The organism is Anabaena sp. FACHB-1237, from assembly GCF_014696225.1.
Taxonomy (GTDB): Bacteria; Cyanobacteriota; Cyanobacteriia; order Cyanobacteriales; family Nostocaceae; genus FACHB-1237.
Window position 1 is genome coordinate 51,763 of the sequence record NZ_JACJPV010000018.1, and the last position, 18,928, is coordinate 70,690.

The window sequence follows — 18,928 nt, forward strand, 5'->3', positions numbered from 1 at the left end:
TAATCTTTCATGTTTTGTCATGAGAATTTCGCAAAAGTTATTAATCTGATATATTTTTAGATATATTTTTAACAAACTGTAAAGTATTCTTAACCATGATTAGTTCTTTAGTAAATATTGCCCAAGAAACTCGTGAAGCGGCTAGTAAGTTGGCTTTATTGTCAACTACAGAGAAAAATCAGGCGATTTTAGCGATCGCTGCTGCTTTAGAATCTGCCCAAGAAGAAATTATTAATGCTAATACTATTGATTGTCAAGAAGCGGTAAATGCAGGTATTGCTAAACCTCTTTACAAAAGGTTACAATTAGATGAACATAAATTAAGAGATGCGATCGCTGGTGTGCGTGATGTAGCAAAATTACCTGATCCTGTGGGACAAATTTCCATTCATCGAGAAATTGACACAGGTTTAATTCTCAAACGTATTAGTTGTCCTTTAGGCGTTTTAGGGATTATTTTTGAAGCTAGGCCAGAAGCAGCAATTCAAATAGTTTCTTTAGCCATTAAATCAGGAAATGGTGTGATTCTCAAAGGTGGAAAAGAAGCCTTAAATTCTTGTACAGCTATAGTCAAAGCTATTAAAAAAGGTTTAGAAAAAACTGCTGTAAATCCTCAAGTTGTACAATTATTAACTACTAGAGAAGAAATATTAGAACTTTTAAAATTAGATAAATATGTTGATTTAATTATTCCTAGAGGTTCTAATCAATTTGTGAAATTTGTCCAAGATAATACTCGCATTCCAGTATTAGGCCATGCTGATGGAATTTGTCATATTTATGTAGATGAAAAGGCAGATATTAATAAAGCAATTAATGTTACTGTAGATTCAAAAATTCAATATCCTGCGGCTTGTAACGCGGTGGAAACTTTATTAATTCATAGGAGTATAGCAGCAGAATTTTTACCGAAAGTTGCAGCATCTTTAGTTGAGAAAAATGTGGAATTACGAGGAGACGAAGCCACTTTACAAATAGTACCAAATATTCAACCTGCTACAGAGATAGATTGGCAAACAGAATATAGTGATTTAATTATCTCCATTAAAATTGTTGATTCTTTAAACGATGCTATTCATCATATTAATAATTATGGTTCTCGGCATACAGAAGCAATAATTACGGAAGATATGGAAGCAGTAAAAACGTTTCAGATGTTAGTTAATGCGGCTGGAGTTTATCATAATTGTTCCACTCGTTTTGCCGATGGTTTCCGTTATGGTTTTGGCGCGGAAGTTGGTATTAGTACCCAACAAATGCCCCCCCGTGGTCCTGTGGGTTTGGAAGGTTTGGTAACATATAAATATCAAATGTGTGGAGATGGTCATGTTGTCAGTAGTTATACTGGAGTAAATGCTAAATCTTTTACTCATCGAGATTTAATTGATTAATTTACCTGACTTTTTTAGTCTAACTCCTCAGTTTGATGATCATATTTGCCAACTAGTTGACAAATATCACTAGAATTGTTATAGGTTACAATTAAGTTGATTCTATTTTTATTGTTAATATGACTATTCTTAATCGTCAGCAAATAGTTCAATCTATTGAACAACTACCTACTGAGGCTTTAGCTGAATTACCTAATTTTATTAATTATTTACAGTTTAAAACAAGTTATAATGCTAATAATATTAAGGCTAATTCTCAACCTGAAGGTGTAGATTTTTTACTAAAAATAGCTGGAATAGCTGAATCAACTGAAACTGATTTATCAGAAACAGATGAGGAAATTTTGTCTCAAGAAATCAATAATATTTCTGGATGGAGTTTAAAAAATTAGTTAGATGAGTGCAATTTTAGATAAAATTTTAGATACTAGTTTTTTACTAGCAACTGTTAACCGCAAGGACAAAAATCATAATTTAGTGCTTGATATTATTGTTAATTTAAAAGAACCTTTAATTTTACCAATGACTGTTTTACCAGAGGTTAGTTATTTAATTGCTTCACGTTTAGGACATCATATTATGAGGCAATTTTTAGCAGATTTAGTTGTTAGTAATATGATGATTGAGGTTATTACTAAGGAAGACTTACAACGAACTACTGAAATTTTAACTCAATATTCTGATAGTCAATTAGATTTTGTTGATGCTACAATTACAGCGATCGCAGAAAGAATGAATATTACTAAGGTTTTAACTTTAGATCGGCGTGATTTTAGCATAATTAGACCTAAGCATTGTCATTATTTTCAAATATTTCCTTAATTGAGTATTTGGGTTTAGAAGGTTTGGTAACATATAAATATCAAATGTGTGGAGATGGTCATGTTGTCAGTAGTTATACTGGAGTGATATGTATGATGTCATAAACCAGTGGTTAATTAAGTATAATTAACCACTAATAATATCTTAACTTAAAACTGCTGTAAAAAGCGTAAATCACTATTGTATAAACGACGAATATCATCCATTTGATGTAATACCATCGCAAACCTTTCTACACCAAAACCTGCGGCAAAACCACTATATACTTCTGCATCATAACCTACAGATTTGAGTACATTTGGGTCAACCATACCACAACCCATCACTTCTAACCATTTACCATTCCACTGTAAGTCTACTTCTGCCGAAGGTTCAGTAAAAGGGAAATAACTAGCGCGGAAACGAATTGGTAAGTCTCCAAACATTGCTTGTAGGAATACTTTAACCGTACCTTTTAAATCTGTAAAGGTTAATCCTTCATCTACTGCTAACAATTCAATTTGATGGAAAACCGCCGAATGAGTTGCATCCACATCATCTCTGCGATACACTCTTCCTGGAGCAATAATTCTAATGGGGGGTTCTTCCTTTTCCATATAGCGAATTTGCACAGCAGAAGTATGAGTTCTTAATAAGTTACCATCGGGTAAATAAAAGGTATCCTGCATATCCCGTGCTGGATGATCTTGAGGTGTATTTAATGCCTCAAAATTGTAGTAATCTGTTTCCATCTCTGTACCTTGGGCAACGGTATAACCCATACCTACAAAGATATCCATTGCTTGATCAATTATGCCGTTAAGTGGATGAATGCGACCTTGAGGACGATAAATTCCTGGCATTGTCACATCTATAGTTTCTGCTGCTAGTTGTGCTTGTATTTGGGCAGATTCTAGGATTTGTTTTTGTTTGTCTAAACGTTCTTGTAATACTTCCTTAACAGTGTTAGCGATCGCACCAATTTTGGGTCGTTCTTCCGCCGTTAATTTGCCCATATTCCGCAGCAAAGCACCCAATTCACCTTTTTTGCCCAAATAGTTAATTCTCAGGTCTTCTAGGCGTTCTAGGGAGTCAGCAGCAGCGATCGCTGTTTCTCCTTGTTGTTGTAATTGTAAAAGTTGTGCTTCTAAATTATTACTCATTAGTTAGTATTAATGATATTGCGCTATTTTGACTATTTCAGATACTTCAAGCCAGGATATCTAGTCCCTAACTCGGCAATATCTGGCAATGCTTTGAGGAAAATCCCCAAAGCACCGTTCCAATCTCTAGGAAGAAAACGTCCACAATTTGGGCATTTTAACTTCTTAGAAGCACCTAGTTTAACATGGACGTGACCACAGGATGGATGTACTACAGCAGATACCCTGAAATTGATAGCCTAAACCTGGAAATTAATCCGTAGTTTAGGGTACAATTAATACTGGACAGGGCGAAAGATTAATGACTCGATTGGTAACACTATCATTTATACCTTCATCAGTTAGTCCTAATCCACGACAACCCATAACAATTAAACTAGCTCCTACCTCATCAGCTACATCACAAATAGTAAAAGCAGGTTTACCTTGTTTTTCAATCACTTCTGACTGAATACCTTGTTGAGAAAATAATGCTTGAGCATTTTTGAGCAGGTTTGCCACTACTTGGGGTGATCCCATAGGAGAACTACTAGGAGTATCGGATGGTTCTTGAAGCACAGATAGTAATACTAACCGACTACCATACTTTTGCACAATGTTTACAACTACTTCAGCAGCTTCCCGTGCTTCTCGACTTTGATCAATTGGAAACAAAACTGTCTTAAACATATATTTATCTCAGCAATATTGGTTTCTCAAAAATACTATATCCTATAGACCTGATTCTATCGTTGTTTTTATCATGAAACAGAGTGATCATCAATATCTATTCTCAATATAGTCAGGTTCATAAATCAATCAAATAAGCTTATTTTTAAGATATAACAACTATCGTCTAAATTGTAATACTGTTGGATTAACCTATTCCCTACTAAATCATTGTGGTAACGTTGTTTCCAGTGTGAGACAGTTTCCTCCATTTAACTTTAAACGATATTCTACCTTATCCATTAAACGAGTCATAATTAACCAACCATAACCACATTCTTTTTTTTCTTCTGGGTTGGGAGGAGAATAATTAGACAAGTCAAAACCTTCTCCATGATCCCAAATTTCTAAGGTAACGTTGCGATCTTTCACTTCTAAACGTAGTAAAATTGGTATATCCTTTTGATTTTTGTGGGCATGACGTACAGCATTAGAGTATGCTTCAATTAAAACTAATCTAATACAGGCTGATTGATATAAATAATCTATAGAATTGGCTAATGTCAATTCTAAGCATCCTAGTAACCAATTTTCTACGATCTTCATAAAACATAAATCACTAGGAACACGAAGTTCGCTTTTCATAATCTATAAAACCTCCAGAGAAAGTATAGTTTGATCATCTTCTTGAATATGATTATTAGCTTGAATACAATTCAAAATATTATCCAATATCAAAGGACTAGGTTGAGATTTAACTAAATACCATAACCCTTCTTGTTTGAGGATGAAATCATTGGTTCCAGAATGTTTATCTTTATTGTGATTACTGATTGACATTTTCAAATTTGAGGATATAGTTGCTTCCGTAATACCATCACTAGCTAGTAGTAAAGTCTTTCCTGAAGACATGATTAAAGATCCAGATTTTCCTGGCCATTTTGGTAAAATTCCCAAAGGAACACTTCTTAGTTTTAAATATTTAGGATCATCATTCATGATAGATTTTTTTAACCATACTAAAGGATAAATATGTCCAGCATTAGCATAAATAAGTTCTTTGGTTTTTGGGTGATATCGTGATAAAATCAAAGTAATAAAGGAATTATTAATCATTAAATCATCTAACAAAGCGTGATTGAGATTTTGCATGATGATATGAGGTTCTGATGGTGTTTCTTGGGATAATTCCCGACGCAATAAGGAAATAGTGCTGGCCATAAATAAAGCTGCGGGTACACCTTTTCCTGAAACATCTCCAACTGCTAACCATAAATAACCTTGAGGATCAACTAAAACCTCAAAAAAATCACCTCCTACTTCCCGCGCAGGATAACAACGAGCTTGAATTTTCACCCCGGAAATTTCTGGTAAACTTTGTCTTAATAAATTATATTGAATTTGTCGAGCTACTTCTAATTCTGAGCGAATTTGTTCCTGTTTTTCTTGTAAACTTTGATAAAGTTTAGCTTGGGAAAGAGCTAAAGCTGCTTGTTCTGAGATACTGATAATTAAATCAATATCTTCTGGTGACCAATTATTAGTATTATCACTATATTTGCCAATAGCCAAAATAGCTAATAAATCTTGTTGGTATATTAAGGGAACAACTAAATAACTGCAAGTAGTCCGATCAGAAATAGTTTGACTTATTTGGTAATGTCTATTTTGCAAAACACTTTCAATTAATAAGTTGGCATCAAAATCATTATTTAATAATTCTGGATTATTTTTCTGATAAAAAAACTGTTTTTTAAGTATGAAATTATTTTCTACAGACTGTAATAAATAATAATTAGCTGTAAAATTTTCTCCAATAGTATGGACTATTTTTTGCAGCATATTATCATAGTCCAAGGAATCTCTAATTGCTGTATTAACTAGATTAAATAAAGATTCTCTCTTTAAAGCACGAGATAATTCTTGAGTTCGTTTTTTAATTAGACGATAAGTATCCGTAGCTTGACTCACTAATGATTTAAGTTGATGAGGATTCCAAGGTTTAGTAATATATTTAAAAACTTGTCCAGAATTAATAGCATCTACTAGGTCTTCAACATCTGTAAAACCAGTTAAGAGGATTCTAATAGTGTCAGGAAAGCGATTTACTGTTAACCTAAGTAATTCACTACCATTGATATCTGGCATTCTTTGATCAGAGATAATCACCGCCATTTCTCCTTGTTGATCTAAGATAGAGAGAGCTTCATTGGCATTACTAGCTTGATAAACCTGATAATCTCGCCAAAAAGTTCGATACAGTAAATCTAAATTATCTAGTTCATCATCTACTACCATTAGTTTGAGCTTATCTAACTTGTTCTTAGCCATAATTTGACTCTACTTTTTATGCAACTAACCCAGAACGTAAGGCTGCTACCGCAGCTTGAGTTCGATCATTAGCACTGAGTTTATTCATGATGTTGCGAACGTGAGATTTTACAGTACCAATACTAATATAAAGTTTTTGAGCAATCACAGCATTGCTACAACCTTCTACTATTAGTTGTAATACCTCCAATTCTCTATCAGTGACAATATAAGGTTTTGTAGGCATTTTTTTCTTGCTTGATGTGGATGTGGAATCAATAATAAAATTTCTGGTCTCTGAAGATGTAGATTCTAACTGATATGAGTTTTTTCTAGCTTGTTCTAAGACAATACTAGCAATTACTGGATCAATCCAAGAATTTCCATTATTAGTTACTTGGACAACTTTTGATAAATGCTCAAACTCATTATCTTTCATACAATAAGAGTCCGCTCCAGCAGCAAAAGCGGCTAGTACAGATTGTTGATTATTGTATAATGTGAGAATTAATACTTTTATTTTCCAGTTTTTTCTGTTAGCGATCGCTTTAATTTGTCTAGTTAATTCGATTCCATCTTGATCTGGTAAACCTATATCAACAATAGCAATATCTGGCTGAAATTTTTGGATAATTCCTAATCCCTGATGAGCATTTTCCGCTTCTCCTACTATTTCTATATAATCCTGTTGTAAGAGTGAGATGCGAGTATTAACACGGGTAAGTTCATGATCTTCAATGAGTGCAACGCGAATTTTACTCATAGCTAAAGTTTCACTAAATATGTAAAATTATGTAAATAATAGCGTCTTATTGGTGAATTTCGCTAGTAGATCATAATTTACAGAATTTTAATTACAGCAGATTGTAGGTTTATGAGCTAATATGAGCTAAATTAAAGGTTTAAAGCAATTATCTTTGTCCATTGCGCACTAGCAAGAATAAACCCACAATTAACCCAAATATATTTGGCAACCAAGCACCAATAATAGGAGAAAGAATACCAGCTTGAGCTAAAGCACCGGAAACAGATAGTAGTAAATAATAAGTGAAAATAACGATAACGCTAATACCAAAACTTGTACCTTTGCCAGTACGTTTAGGAATGCTACCCATCACTGAACCGACTAAACCGAAAATAATACAGACAAAAGGAAAAGCAATTTTTTGTTGAATCCTAACTTCTAACTTACGGATTTTTTGTTGATTACCTCCAAGACGCTCAATATATAATTGTTCTTGTGCTTGAGCAATATTCATTTCTCCATAATCGCGGCTACCCTCTGCTAAAATTAAGGGAGTACGGGGAAGTTGTAATTGTTGATGTTGGAAGCGTAAAATGTTTCGATAGGAATTATCCCAAGCAACTAAATAGATTGTACCATTATAAAAATCCCACACTTGTTGACTATAATTCCATTTTCCTGATTCTGCAATTACTATTTGATTCACTCCGGCTTTAGAACGATCAATAACGGTTAAACCTTTCATTTGTTTACCATCAAATTGATCGGCATAAAATAAGCGACTTAATATTTTAGTTTGGCGACCATCAGCTTGTTTTAAATCTTGATATTCAGGATAATAAATATTTTCTTGTTTAGTAGAAGGTTGATCTGATTTTAGAGCATTTTGTAAAGTAATTGTCGCCTGATAATTAGCAGCAGGAGCAATTTGCTCATTAACTACATAAGTGATTCCTGTTACTAAAGAACTTAAAATTACCGCCGTGAAAACCATGCGATAAACACTAACTCCACAAGCTCTTAATGCAATTAGTTCACTTTCACTGGATAGTCTACTATAGGTCATTAAGGTAGCTAATAATGTGGACATGGGGAAGGAATAAACCATTACATAGGGTAATTTAAGCACAAAAATCTGGAAAGCGATATTAATTGGTAATCCAGACTCAACCACTTTACGTAATAATTCAAATAAACTATCTATGGCTAAAACTACAGAGGTAAATGCACCAACTCCAAATAAAAATGGTGGAATTAGTTGGATAGCTAAATAGCGATCCATAATGCTAATTGGTATTAGTGATGTCAGAAGATATTGTAGTTTCATTAATTAATGTGATAGTAGTAAAATAGTACTCAGTAAGTAGTAGTCAGTAAGTATAGTATATAGTTATAGGAGGGAATGGGACGGATCAGTAAACAGGAAGGAGCAAGGAATAGAGTTAAAACTCTCTTAGAGGATGTCTTAAAACTATGGGGCGAATATCATAAGGCTTACGCCACGCCGCGCTATTGCTACTACTATACAGGCAAATTCCACACTTCCACAGGCTCAGTGACCACCTGAGTAGGCAGGTTTTGCCTGTGTAGAAGCGATTTCCAATCGCCGATTTTTGTCGCCGATTTTTTGTTAATTTAGACTTTACAAACATCCTCTTAATATCTGGGTTTTGTTGTCAATTTGTGGTATGTTATTCAAGCGCATACCGCTATATCTTTTGATAGCTGACTGTTGATAGCTAAACTGTAAAGTTATCACCTAGATAATATTGTCTCACTAAAGGATTTTGATAAAGTTCATCAGCAGTACCAAAAGCTAAGATTTGACCTTCTCTCATAATATAACCTCGATCTGTAATGGCTAATGTTTCTCGCACATTATGATCTGTAATTAAAATACCCATACCGCGATCGCGCAATTGACCTACAATTTCTTGAATCTCGGCCACCGCAATGGGATCAACTCCCGCAAAAGGTTCATCTAAAAAGAGGAATTTTGGACCTTCTTTGCCTGATGCTAATGCTCTAGCTAATTCTGTTCTTCTTCTTTCCCCTCCTGAAAGTTGAATACCTTTACTACGAGCAACTTTCTCTAATCTAAATTCCCGCAATAAATTATATAATCTTTGTGACCATTCCCATCTAGGAATATTAGTTTGTTCAAAAACCAGTAAGATATTTTCTTCCACTGAAAGTTGACGAAAAATGCTCGGTTCTTGAGCCAAATAACCAATACCTAATCTCGCTCTTTTGTGCATAGGATAATCAGTAATATTAAGATTATCTAACCACACTTGTCCACGATTGGGTTTTTCTAACCCAGTAGCAATATAAAATGTTGTGGTTTTTCCTGCACCATTAGGACCGAGTAAACCTACCACTTCTCCTCGCGCTACGGAAAGGCTAACACGATTCACTATTAATCGTTTACCATAGGATTTCTCAATGTTTTCTAAAATGATTTTCACGGTAATTTAGTGGATTTAAAGTTGCGTTTTTCTCCCATCTTAATTTATTATAGATACGTAGGGTGCGTTGGCTTTCTTGGCAACGCACCCTAAACTTCATTACTTGATTAATAGTATGTTACGGCCTCGCCTTGGAAAATGCTTTAATTAGACTTTTTAAGTTTAGGCGTTTTTGCGTCTGGATTATTTGGTTTAGTATTTTCAGTATCTTCAACCATATACACAGATTCTACTTGACGATTAGATTCTGGTAAAGCAATAAAACGACCTTCATCAATGAGGTAAGTAACCTTTTCAGCACGAATGCTATTACTCCCTTGTTGTAAAATATAAACATTGCCAGTAAAATCAATTCTACGCTCTTTACTAAAATATTGAGCTTGAGCAGCTGTAGCTTGAATTTGACGAGCGGGATAGGACATTTGCACATTACCACGTGCTGTAATTACCTGAGTTTTAGCATCATATTCTTGTATGTCAGAACGAATAGTTAAGGGACGGTTAGATCTTGCTGTTTGGGCTGTAGCAGTTTGTAACTTGATAGGAAATGTGATTGTTCCCATAAAAGCTACTGGTAATATTAAAGCTAATCCTAAACAATGTATTTTTGATTTCAGGGATTTATAACAGGGTATCATAATGATTGAGTATGAACAACATGATCAACTTTCCACAATGATAGATGAGTAACTGGAAATTGAGGACGAATAGATCAAGTGCGAGGTTTCATGAAGAAACTATGATGTAATTCCAACCATTAAGCCATCAGCATTAACAATAGAGACTGATATATCCTAGTAAATTTTCCATAAGTTAATTATGGTTAATTGTGGAAATAATGGGCAATTTCCAAGAATTTACGCTTATTTCAGTATTTTTGATTTGTTCTAAGTCTGTTTGTTGTAGTGTTTTCAGCAAAGATACACTATCTATTAACAAACTTTCCACATCAATACCACTGTAAATAGATGGATAACGCACCAGACGGTTACTACCTTCTCCTAGGAGGATCATAGCACCTCGCCAGTTCTGATTACCTAAATGATAAAGCCCTACAGCGATTTGTAGAACACCTTGATAAAAGGTTTTTTCTGGTTCAATGCTATCTATCCAGAGGGCTTCGAGAATGTCATGACAAGCGTAGAATTGTCCAGAGTTGAACTGTTCTACACCTTGCCAAAATTCTGTGGGTATGGCTTCAGTCATGTTTAGGGAGTGGGAAGGATATTGGTTGCATTTATTTGGTGTTTTTTTAGCCGTTCTTAACCCATACTATCTCTAACTTCTTTGATAGTGTCTAGTGATATTTCTTGTTGATCACCAGCAAATTCATTTTCAGGAGTTAGGAATAACATACAGTGACATTCTTTACGTTCACGCATGGGTACACAAGGACAATTCCAATAAGCAGCGTTAACTTCTGCTTCTTTGTCTTCATAATGGCGACAGGGACACAAAGGCGCGCCTAGTTCATCTTTGTGTTTAGCCAGCCCTTCAATAACAACTGCTGTAACGGATGGTTCTGAACAGAAGTATGTTCCAGTACGTTTAGCGTATTGTTCGGAAAAATGCCGCATTGCTTCTAGGCTTTTATCGCTGGATTTTGCATTCACTTCTGAAGAGATCATTGATTTTGCCACTCTATAATTTAAATATTTTTTTGCATTCTACATTATTCTTGGTGTTTTATAACCAGATGAATTTTTGATGATTGGTATAGGAGTCAGGAGTTCAAGGAGTCAGGAGTCAGAATGAAGAATTTTCTCGCTGCACCCTGGCTTGCTCAGGTAAGCTGTTTTGCTTTTAATTTGGATAATAGATGCAAGCAAGATGCTTGCGCTACAGTAGTGTGGATATATAGATGCAAGCAAGATGCTTGCGCTACAGTAGTGTGGATAATAGATGCAAGCAAGATGCTTGCGCTACAGTAGTGTGGATAATAGATCCAAGCAAGATGCTTGCGCTACAGTAGTATGGATATATAGATGCAAGCAAGATGCTTACACCACAGTAATGTGGATAATAGATGCAGGCAAGATGCTTGCGCTACAGTAGTGTGGATAATAGATCCAAGCAAGATGCTTGCGCTACAGTAGTGTGGATAATAGATCCAAGCAAGATGCTTGCGCTACAGTAATGTGGATAATAGATGCAGGCAAGATGCTTGCGCTACAGTAGCTTATTAATTGTTGCTTTAACTCCTATCAAACATTCTATAAAGCTATTAGTTGAGATTCTATTTCTGATAATTTTAAATCACGACCAATAAAAACTAGCTGAGTTTGTTTATTTTCTCCTGGTTTCCAAAGACGATCATAAAATTTATCAAATCTATTACCAACTGCTTGCATCACTAAACGCATGGGTTTGTTATGAACAGCAACGAAACCTTTAATGCGATAAATTTCTTGTGTTTCCGTGATATTTTTTAATGTTTGTTCTAGTTTTTCTGGGTCAAAAGTACAATCTAAAATGACATGAGTTGAGTTAATTTGATCATCATGAGCGTGATCTTCTTCTGTGTCGTGATGACTAGGCCGAGATTCTAAGTCGTCTTCTACTGCTGCTTCTATTCCTAATAGAATAGATGGATCTAATTTACCATAGTCACTGGAGAGAATTTTTACTTTTCTGGGTAGTTCATGCTGGACTAATTTCATGACTTGGTTTTGAGTTTGGGTATCTACTAAGTCAGTTTTATTTAAGATTACTAAGTCCGCACAAGATAGTTGATCTGCAAATAATTCTTGTAATGGAGTTTCATGTTCTAAACTATCATCTTGTTGTCTTTGTTGCGCGATCGCTTCTAAATCACTAGCAAATGTTCCTGCGGCGACTGCTGCACAATCTACCACTGTAATCACTGCATCTACTGTAGCAGCATTGCGAATTTCTTGCCAACGAAAGGCTTTGACTAAGGGTTTTGGTAAGGCTAAACCAGAGGTTTCAATAATAATACAATCAATGCTATCCCGGCGTTTAATTAATTCTTGCATTGTGGGATAAAATTCTTCTTGTACTGTGCAACATAAACAGCCGTTTGTCAGTTCAAATATGTTATTATTTGGATTTTCTCCTGTTTCCTCTTCTGGGCAAATTTCACAGGATTTTAATAATTCTCCATCTATACCTAGTTCGCCAAATTCGTTGACTAATACTGCTATACGCCTACCTTGATTATTTTGTAGAAGATGACGTATTAAACTAGTTTTACCACTGCCTAAAAAGCCTGTGATGACGGTAACGGGAATTTTTGTAGCCATGTTTATTGCGTATTGTGTAGTTTTTGAAGTTAATTATACCATAATATCCCCGACTTCTTTAAGCAGTCGGGAATCTGATTATTGAAAACCTATGATTATTCCTAATAATATTAAGAAACCAATCCAAACATTTTGCCGAAACATTTTCCCGTATTCTGTATTAGCTATTTTTGGATTTTGCAGACGAATAATTTGCCCAGTCCAAGCTATTGTAGCTATAGTTAAGGTAATCCAAAATGCTAGATTTAGATGAGTTAAAAATGCTGTAGCACCAAGAAAAATCATAGTACCAATAAAGAAAATGCCAATGGCTATGGGCGAATATTTGCCAAAGAATATGGCGCTGGAATTAACACCAATGCGTTTATCGTCTTCACGATCGCTCATGGCATAAATTGTATCAAATCCTAATGTCCATAATACCGTTGCCGCCCATAGTAACCATGTAGGTGTGCTGAGATTGGCTGTAACGGCACTCCAACTAATTAAAACGGCAAAACCCCAGGCCAGAGAAAGCACCAGTTGGGGAATGGGAAATACTCGTTTTGCGCCGGGATACAGTACAATAACTGGTACTGCGGCCACAGATAACCAAAAACTTAAAGGATTGAGATAAAATGCCATAATTGCGGCACAAATTAGGGCAATAACACCCACAATTATACCTACTTGGATGGATAATGTGCGAGCAGCTAATGGGCGATCGCGTGTTCTCTCTACTTGGGTATCTATATCCCTATCCCATAAATCGTTGACAACACATCCAGCCGCACTAGTCGCTATGCTACCACATATAATTACTGCCACTAAAGGTATGGGCGGTTGTCCAGCAGCAGCTAAAAATACAGCCCATAATGCGGGAATCATTAAAATTAGTCTACCTTCGGGTTTATGCCATCTTAATAGACGCATAATAACCAGCCATAATGGTTTTTGTGGGTTTTGTGGTGTTTCTAACATATTACCTTAGTTAACATATCTTCACATTATAGAATATCGTGATTTTGTTAATTCTGTTCGATGTTACATAAGAATAAAGTAGGTGTGTGAAAATAATAATTTGAACGTACCCAATAATAAACATTAAGTAAGGAAACTTCTATGAGCCTAAATTTATTATCAAGTAATTGGGAGAATATAGTAACTCCAGCAGTTCCCACAAATCAGATGATAGCAGCTATTGATATTGGCACAAATTCCTTACATATGGTAATAGTAAAAATAGAAGCAAAATTACCATCATTTAGTATTATTGCTAGAGAAAAAGAAACAGTAAGATTAGGGGATAGAAATTTAGAAACTGGAGATCTAAAACCAGAAATAATGAATAAAGCGATCGCTTGTTTAGGTCGGTTTCAACAATTAGCAAAAACCCTAGAAGTTGATAGTATTATTGCCGTAGCGACTAGCGCAGTGAGAGAAGCACCAAACGGCAAAGAATTTATTCACAGAGTAGAAGAAGAAATAGGATTAGTCATAGATTTAATTTCAGGACAAGAAGAAGCCCGACGCATTTATTTAGGTGTATTATCGGGCATGGAATTTAATCAACAACCCCATATAATTATAGATATTGGTGGAGGTTCAACGGAATTAATTTTAGGAGATAGTCAAGAACCGCACAGTCTAACCAGTACAAAAGTTGGGGCAGTGAGATTAACAGGAGAAATTATTAAAACTGACCCCATTACTGAATCACAATTCAAGTATTTACAGGCCTATGCCAGAGGAATGTTAGAACGTTCCATAGAAGAAATATTAGCAAATCTTCAACCCAGTGGCTCACCACAATTAATAGGAACATCTGGTACAATTGAAACTATTGCCATGATTCATGCTAGGGAAAAATTAGGAACAATTCCCACCACGTTAAACGGTTATCAATTCAGTTTACAAGACTTAAAAACTTGGGTAAACAGATTGAAAAAAATGAATAATATTGAAAGGACAACCATTCCTGGAATGCCGGAAAAAAGGTCAGAAGTGATCTTAGCAGGAGCGGTAATATTACAAGAAGCAATGACATTATTAGGGGTAAGTTCCGTAACATTGTGTGAACGTTCTCTGCGAGAAGGGGTAATAGTAGATTGGATGTTAACCCATGGTTTTATTAATAATAGACTGCGGTTTCAAAGTTCTATTAGACAACGGAGTATTTTAAGAATTGCCAACAAATATAATATTAACTTAGAACATAGCGATCGCGTGGCCTTATTTGCGCTAGGTTTATTTGATCAAATGCAAGGAAAACTACATTATTGGAGTGAAGATCAACGTCATTTACTATGGGCTGCGGCTATATTACATAATAGTGGTCATTATATCAGCCATGGTTCCCATCATAAACATTCCTACTACTTAATTCGTAATGGAGAATTATTAGGATATAACGAAACGGAAATAGAAATTATAGCTAATATAGCCCGATATCATCGCAAATCACCACCCAAGAAAAAACATGAAAACTATCGTAACCTGCTGCATAAAGAACATCGGCAAATGGTTAGTCAACTTAGTGCCATATTAAGAATAGCAGTAGCTTTAGATAGAAGACAAATAGGGGCAATATCACATATTCAATGTGAATATTTTGCCAACATTCAACAATTGAAAATGTTAGTTTATGGCTTTTTCCCTGATGATGAATGTGCCTTAGAATTGTGGAGTTTAGACTACAAAAAGGACGTATTTGAACAAGAATTTGGCGTAAAATTAGCGATTACATTCATCAAAAAAACATAAAGTAGTGCAGGCATCTTGCCTGCTAATAGTCTACTAATGACCGATTTTCGTTGTGTGACAGTTGAGGATGCCGAATGTGGGTTTTATATCCTTGCCATAAATCCATATATAAAGTTTCTCACAGAAAATATTAAAAAACATTAAAAAACAAAATTGTTGACGTTGTTCAAATCGGCGGTAGTGATATTATCAACCTGAAGGAAGTTCTTAAATATGGAACTACCTGAAATCCCATCCCGGTCAATTTGCAAAAAGGTACTATTAGCATTAATACCTGTTCCGGCTACAAATCTGATGTATTGATCTGCAATAGGATTATTGCCATGATAACTTATACTACTCAGTAATTTACTAAGAACAATTTTGTCTGTTCCCACAGAAAAATCCGTAATCCGTTGTCCCACATCTCGAAGATCGGTAAACACGAAGAAATCATTACCCAGACCTCCGGTAATAGTTTTTGCCCCTGGACCGCCTGTAATATAGTCAGCACCGGTAGTTCCTACAATGGGGGTACGGCCATTGTTAATTGAGGGATTACCATTAATTTCATTAAGATCATTAAGATCATTAACGTTAATAGTTAATTGTTTTTCATAACTTAATCCCCCTTGATCTGTGGTTCTCACACGAATACTGTAACTATTTTTGCTTTCAAAATCGGGAGATTGATTAATTTTTAGTTGATTGCTACTAATGGTAAATACATTATTATCTGTGTCTCCCGCACCGGTTACCAGGCTATAACTGAAGGTATTACCCGCATCCACATCTGTGGTGCTGAAATTGCCAATTACAGTTAAGGGTACAACATTCTCGTTAATACTAGTATTGCTAAGGGTTATATCTGTTGGGGTTTCATTAAGATCATTAACGTTAATAGTTAATTGTTTTTCATAACTTAATCCCCCTTGATCTGTGGTTCTGACACGAATACTGTAACTATTTTTGCTTTCAAAATCGGGAGATTGATTAATTTTTAGTTGATTGCTACTAATGGTAAATACATTATTATCTGTGTCTCCCCCACCGGTTACCAGGCTATAACTGAAGGTATTACCCGCATCCACATCTGTGGTGCTGAAGTTGCCAATTACCGTATTAGCCCCTAGGTTTTCATTTACCGTCGTCGCACTCAGACTTAACTCTGTGGGCGTTTCGTTGACATTACCAACTTCAACTGTCAGCATTCTCACCGTTTTGCCCCTAAGCAGTGTGGTTGCCGGTTCCCCAAAGTTATCGTAAGCGGTGATTTCGACTTGATAAGAATTATTTTGATCGCTATCTAGGGGATTTTCATAATCAGGAGATTGATTTTCACCTAAGTTAAAGAGCAATTCCCCATTAGCATTTAAGGTAAACAGGTGCTGGTCAGCCCCCCCTGTAATCTCAAAGGTTAATGTATCCGATGGATTGATCTCAGAGACAGTTAGGATGATTGGATTGCTATTTTCTAAAACTAGCCCCGGGTCTGAAATCACCGGAGCATTATTAACATAGTCATCGCTAAAGGCTAAGTTGGAAAGATCTGGCGTGAGAATAAAGTCCGTAACGTTGATGGTTCTGTTGCCGATCGCCTGAAACGACAGGGTGACAAAGGACTGCCATTGATTCATGCCAATGGCTTCTCCTCCTTCGTCAAATTCAGGCAAGGCTGCCCCTGTTAGGTCATTAATCAAACCAACAGTGTTATCTAAAGTCCCTTCCACGAACAAAGGAAAACTGGGCGTAACTAGGCCTGTGGGATCAAAGGGTTTATCTAAGGATTGAATCTGGTCGGGTTGCCATTGTAAATCGGTGAAGAAGCCAATTAAACCCTGGGCATCTGAACGAAAATCGCCGACCAAGATTCGCAGAAAAAAGGAACTGCCAGCAGCGACTTCATTGATGCGATCGCCTACCAGTCCGTCATTATTGGCGAATAATTGCAGTTGTAGTTGTAGTGCCATAACACCTCCAGTATGAGAGAGAAAACAGAAAAATTACGTAGGTTGCCTCAGATATGACAAATCTGTTTATTGATAGAATTTATGCAGTCTGACGCACCCCACAATACCTTAATTTTTTCAACAATCAAATAAGACTCCCATAGTTTAAGTCCCCTTATTCAAGGGGACTTAAGAATACCAACCCTAAAAGTGTGTCTTTAGAGAACTAAACCAAGGACAGGTTCCTTTCACTATTGAATACAGTCAGGTCGGCATTGTCGATCAGATAATCACCGTTAATATCGGCCGTGCCATCGTAAATCCCATTTTTCAAGTTTTTGCGGGCGTTGTTTAACGCGCCCAAATCTCCAGCCCCGACTCGTCCATCATAGTTGATGTCTGAGTTGAAGGTGGATTTACCCGACAAGGCGATCGCGTATTGAGAGTTATACGGATCATTGGTAAACAAGACTAACCCATTACTCACGGAGAAGTTTTGACCCGCCGCCGAGGGATCATAGGTTAACTGAATCCGTTGGCTTTGTCCTGGGTTAATTAAGAGATCGTCAACAAAGTTCGTGGTCACTCCCGCCACATTAGAAACAATGTCAGAGACTTGCAAAATCCCCGATCCGTTGTTGGTAATGTCAAAGTATTTGGTGGTGTCGGCAAAATTGGGACGCACCAAATCGCTTTCGGTATAGTTTGTACGTGACGACGGGAATTGAGTAGTGAACTTAATGCTGGAGTCATTTGCATTGCCAGAGTTATCGCTAATGGAGAGACTTGCTATCACTAAGTCAGCTTCCTTATGAATACCAGAACCGTCAGGGTAAGCCCCAAAGAGCGCATCATAGCTTGACCAGTTGCTAGTGTAAGCATAGCCATATTCTGAACCTAAGCCGGAGTAACCGCCATAGCTATAGACACTAGTGGTTTCTCCATAACCGGTATCGCCATCAAAATAACTGGTGACATAGACGCGGTTATTCTCGCTAGAACTGGTCGTACTAGCCTCGACGGAGTTAATGGTGTAATAGCCTGGTAAGCTATAAGGATAAGATTGAAGTTGACCAGGATGGTTATCAAAGGTCGTATTTAATAAGGTTTGACCGCCTGAAGTGTTGACAGTAAATTTGTCTGGACCCACACCAGCACTAGTCCCATCCCAACTGTTGATAATAAACAAGTCAAACTCCACAGTGACGCTACCGTTGAGAGCGACATCATTGAGTTCTAAACTCACCGTATCGTTACTAAATTCACCGAGGAAATTGCGGGAACCAGCAGGAGTTGTGGAACGGGTCGATCTTGACCAACCAGTTACGGAATCACTTTCAAAGTCATTGGAATAATTGAAAGCACCCGCAGTTACTTTGACATTATCCAATCCCCAACTTTCATTACCGATATCCTCCAGTCCAGAGCCGATAAAATTCAGGGTGAGGGCATCAGATACATTAGTGAAA

General features: G+C 36.3%; 18 protein-coding genes. 4 read left to right on the forward strand and 14 right to left on the reverse strand.

What is annotated here, in order from left to right:
• The first annotated feature begins 95 nt into the window (after window positions 1-95).
• The 3 genes from H6F32_RS11130 to H6F32_RS11140 all read left to right on the forward strand — a co-directional run bounded on the left by H6F32_RS11130 (window position 96) and on the right by H6F32_RS11140 (window position 2,213).
• Window positions 96-1,391, forward strand: coding sequence for a glutamate-5-semialdehyde dehydrogenase (locus H6F32_RS11130; protein ID WP_190369401.1), 1,296 nt, complete (start codon window positions 96-98; stop codon window positions 1,389-1,391).
• Window positions 1,392-1,510: 119 nt separating this feature from the next.
• Window positions 1,511-1,783, forward strand: a complete 273-nt coding sequence (locus H6F32_RS11135; protein WP_199294544.1) for a hypothetical protein — start codon at window positions 1,511-1,513, stop codon at window positions 1,781-1,783.
• Window positions 1,784-1,787: 4 nt separating this feature from the next.
• On the forward strand, window positions 1,788-2,213 hold the full coding sequence (locus tag H6F32_RS11140) for a type II toxin-antitoxin system VapC family toxin (RefSeq protein ID WP_190369402.1): 426 nt from the start codon (window positions 1,788-1,790) through the stop codon (window positions 2,211-2,213).
• 149 nt (window positions 2,214-2,362) lie between these two features.
• On the opposite strand, the gene pheS is transcribed toward H6F32_RS11140, so the two are convergent.
• From pheS to H6F32_RS11205, 13 genes are all read right to left on the reverse strand, one after another.
• Window positions 2,363-3,355, reverse strand: coding sequence for a phenylalanine--tRNA ligase subunit alpha (pheS, locus tag H6F32_RS11145; RefSeq protein ID WP_190369403.1), 993 nt, complete (start codon window positions 3,353-3,355; stop codon window positions 2,363-2,365).
• A 32-nt stretch (window positions 3,356-3,387) separates the two neighbouring features.
• Window positions 3,388-3,591 (reverse strand): zinc ribbon domain-containing protein, encoded by a 204-nt coding sequence (locus H6F32_RS11150; RefSeq protein ID WP_190369429.1) that lies wholly within the window; start codon window positions 3,589-3,591, stop codon window positions 3,388-3,390.
• Between the two features lie 28 nt (window positions 3,592-3,619).
• Window positions 3,620-4,024 carry a universal stress protein gene (locus H6F32_RS11155; RefSeq protein WP_190369404.1) on the reverse strand — a complete coding sequence of 135 codons (405 nt, stop codon included), beginning with the start codon at window positions 4,022-4,024 and terminating at the stop codon, window positions 3,620-3,622.
• 207 nt (window positions 4,025-4,231) lie between these two features.
• A complete protein-coding gene (locus H6F32_RS11160) occupies window positions 4,232-4,648 on the reverse strand; it encodes an ATP-binding protein (protein ID WP_190369405.1) in 417 nt (138 codons plus the stop codon).
• Window positions 4,649-4,651: 3 nt separating this feature from the next.
• On the reverse strand, window positions 4,652-6,334 hold the full coding sequence (locus H6F32_RS11165; RefSeq protein WP_190369406.1) for a SpoIIE family protein phosphatase: 1,683 nt from the start codon (window positions 6,332-6,334) through the stop codon (window positions 4,652-4,654).
• A gap of 16 nt (window positions 6,335-6,350) precedes the next feature.
• On the reverse strand, window positions 6,351-7,076 hold the full coding sequence (locus H6F32_RS11170) for a response regulator transcription factor (protein WP_190369407.1): 726 nt from the start codon (window positions 7,074-7,076) through the stop codon (window positions 6,351-6,353).
• Window positions 7,077-7,224: 148 nt separating this feature from the next.
• Window positions 7,225-8,340, reverse strand: coding sequence for an LptF/LptG family permease (locus tag H6F32_RS11175; protein WP_190369430.1), 1,116 nt, complete (start codon window positions 8,338-8,340; stop codon window positions 7,225-7,227).
• Window positions 8,341-8,797: 457 nt separating this feature from the next.
• A complete protein-coding gene (gene lptB / locus H6F32_RS11180) occupies window positions 8,798-9,526 on the reverse strand; it encodes an LPS export ABC transporter ATP-binding protein (RefSeq protein WP_190369408.1) in 729 nt (242 codons plus the stop codon).
• A gap of 143 nt (window positions 9,527-9,669) precedes the next feature.
• Entirely contained in the window at window positions 9,670-10,164 is a 495-nt protein-coding gene (locus tag H6F32_RS11185; RefSeq protein ID WP_190369409.1) for an LptA/OstA family protein, read from the reverse strand.
• Between the two features lie 175 nt (window positions 10,165-10,339).
• A complete protein-coding gene (locus H6F32_RS11190) occupies window positions 10,340-10,732 on the reverse strand; it encodes a DUF309 domain-containing protein (protein ID WP_190369410.1) in 393 nt (130 codons plus the stop codon).
• Between the two features lie 56 nt (window positions 10,733-10,788).
• Window positions 10,789-11,154 carry a ferredoxin thioredoxin reductase catalytic beta subunit gene (locus H6F32_RS11195; RefSeq protein WP_190369411.1) on the reverse strand — a complete coding sequence of 122 codons (366 nt, stop codon included), beginning with the start codon at window positions 11,152-11,154 and terminating at the stop codon, window positions 10,789-10,791.
• 585 nt (window positions 11,155-11,739) lie between these two features.
• Entirely contained in the window at window positions 11,740-12,789 is a 1,050-nt protein-coding gene (cobW, locus tag H6F32_RS11200) for a cobalamin biosynthesis protein CobW (protein WP_190369412.1), read from the reverse strand.
• Window positions 12,790-12,867: 78 nt separating this feature from the next.
• Window positions 12,868-13,749, reverse strand: a complete 882-nt coding sequence (locus H6F32_RS11205) for a 4-hydroxybenzoate solanesyltransferase (RefSeq protein WP_190369413.1) — start codon at window positions 13,747-13,749, stop codon at window positions 12,868-12,870.
• A gap of 141 nt (window positions 13,750-13,890) precedes the next feature.
• Between H6F32_RS11205 and H6F32_RS11210 the strand changes: the two genes are divergently transcribed.
• The gene (locus tag H6F32_RS11210; protein WP_190369414.1) at window positions 13,891-15,531 is read left to right on the forward strand and encodes a Ppx/GppA phosphatase family protein; all 1,641 of its coding nucleotides are present in this window, start codon (window positions 13,891-13,893) and stop codon (window positions 15,529-15,531) included.
• A gap of 140 nt (window positions 15,532-15,671) precedes the next feature.
• On the opposite strand, the gene H6F32_RS11215 is transcribed toward H6F32_RS11210, so the two are convergent.
• Window positions 15,672-17,480, reverse strand: coding sequence for a cadherin domain-containing protein (locus H6F32_RS11215; RefSeq protein ID WP_190369415.1), 1,809 nt, complete (start codon window positions 17,478-17,480; stop codon window positions 15,672-15,674).
• Window positions 17,481-18,928: the final 1,448 nt, after the last annotated feature.

Excerpts from the sequence above, each read along its gene's own strand:
- H6F32_RS11195 (WP_190369411.1), bottom strand. The coding sequence starts at position 11,154 with ATGATCTCTTCAGAAGTGAATGCAAAATCCAGCGATAAAAGCCTAGAA.
- H6F32_RS11130 (WP_190369401.1), top strand. The coding sequence starts at position 96 with ATGATTAGTTCTTTAGTAAATATTGCCCAAGAAACTCGTGAAGCGGCT.
- H6F32_RS11215 (WP_190369415.1), bottom strand. The coding sequence starts at position 17,480 with ATGGCACTACAACTACAACTGCAATTATTCGCCAATAATGACGGACTG.
- H6F32_RS11170 (WP_190369407.1), bottom strand. The coding sequence starts at position 7,076 with ATGAGTAAAATTCGCGTTGCACTCATTGAAGATCATGAACTTACCCGT.
- H6F32_RS11190 (WP_190369410.1), bottom strand. The coding sequence starts at position 10,732 with ATGACTGAAGCCATACCCACAGAATTTTGGCAAGGTGTAGAACAGTTC.
- H6F32_RS11165 (WP_190369406.1), bottom strand. The coding sequence starts at position 6,334 with ATGGCTAAGAACAAGTTAGATAAGCTCAAACTAATGGTAGTAGATGAT.
- pheS (WP_190369403.1), bottom strand. The coding sequence starts at position 3,355 with ATGAGTAATAATTTAGAAGCACAACTTTTACAATTACAACAACAAGGA.
- H6F32_RS11155 (WP_190369404.1), bottom strand. The coding sequence starts at position 4,024 with ATGTTTAAGACAGTTTTGTTTCCAATTGATCAAAGTCGAGAAGCACGG.
- H6F32_RS11160 (WP_190369405.1), bottom strand. The coding sequence starts at position 4,648 with ATGAAAAGCGAACTTCGTGTTCCTAGTGATTTATGTTTTATGAAGATC.
- cobW (WP_190369412.1), bottom strand. The coding sequence starts at position 12,789 with ATGGCTACAAAAATTCCCGTTACCGTCATCACAGGCTTTTTAGGCAGT.
- H6F32_RS11175 (WP_190369430.1), bottom strand. The coding sequence starts at position 8,340 with ATGGATCGCTATTTAGCTATCCAACTAATTCCACCATTTTTATTTGGA.
- H6F32_RS11185 (WP_190369409.1), bottom strand. The coding sequence starts at position 10,164 with ATGATACCCTGTTATAAATCCCTGAAATCAAAAATACATTGTTTAGGA.
- H6F32_RS11140 (WP_190369402.1), top strand. The coding sequence starts at position 1,788 with ATGAGTGCAATTTTAGATAAAATTTTAGATACTAGTTTTTTACTAGCA.
- H6F32_RS11205 (WP_190369413.1), bottom strand. The coding sequence starts at position 13,749 with ATGTTAGAAACACCACAAAACCCACAAAAACCATTATGGCTGGTTATT.
- H6F32_RS11210 (WP_190369414.1), top strand. The coding sequence starts at position 13,891 with ATGAGCCTAAATTTATTATCAAGTAATTGGGAGAATATAGTAACTCCA.
- H6F32_RS11135 (WP_199294544.1), top strand. The coding sequence starts at position 1,511 with ATGACTATTCTTAATCGTCAGCAAATAGTTCAATCTATTGAACAACTA.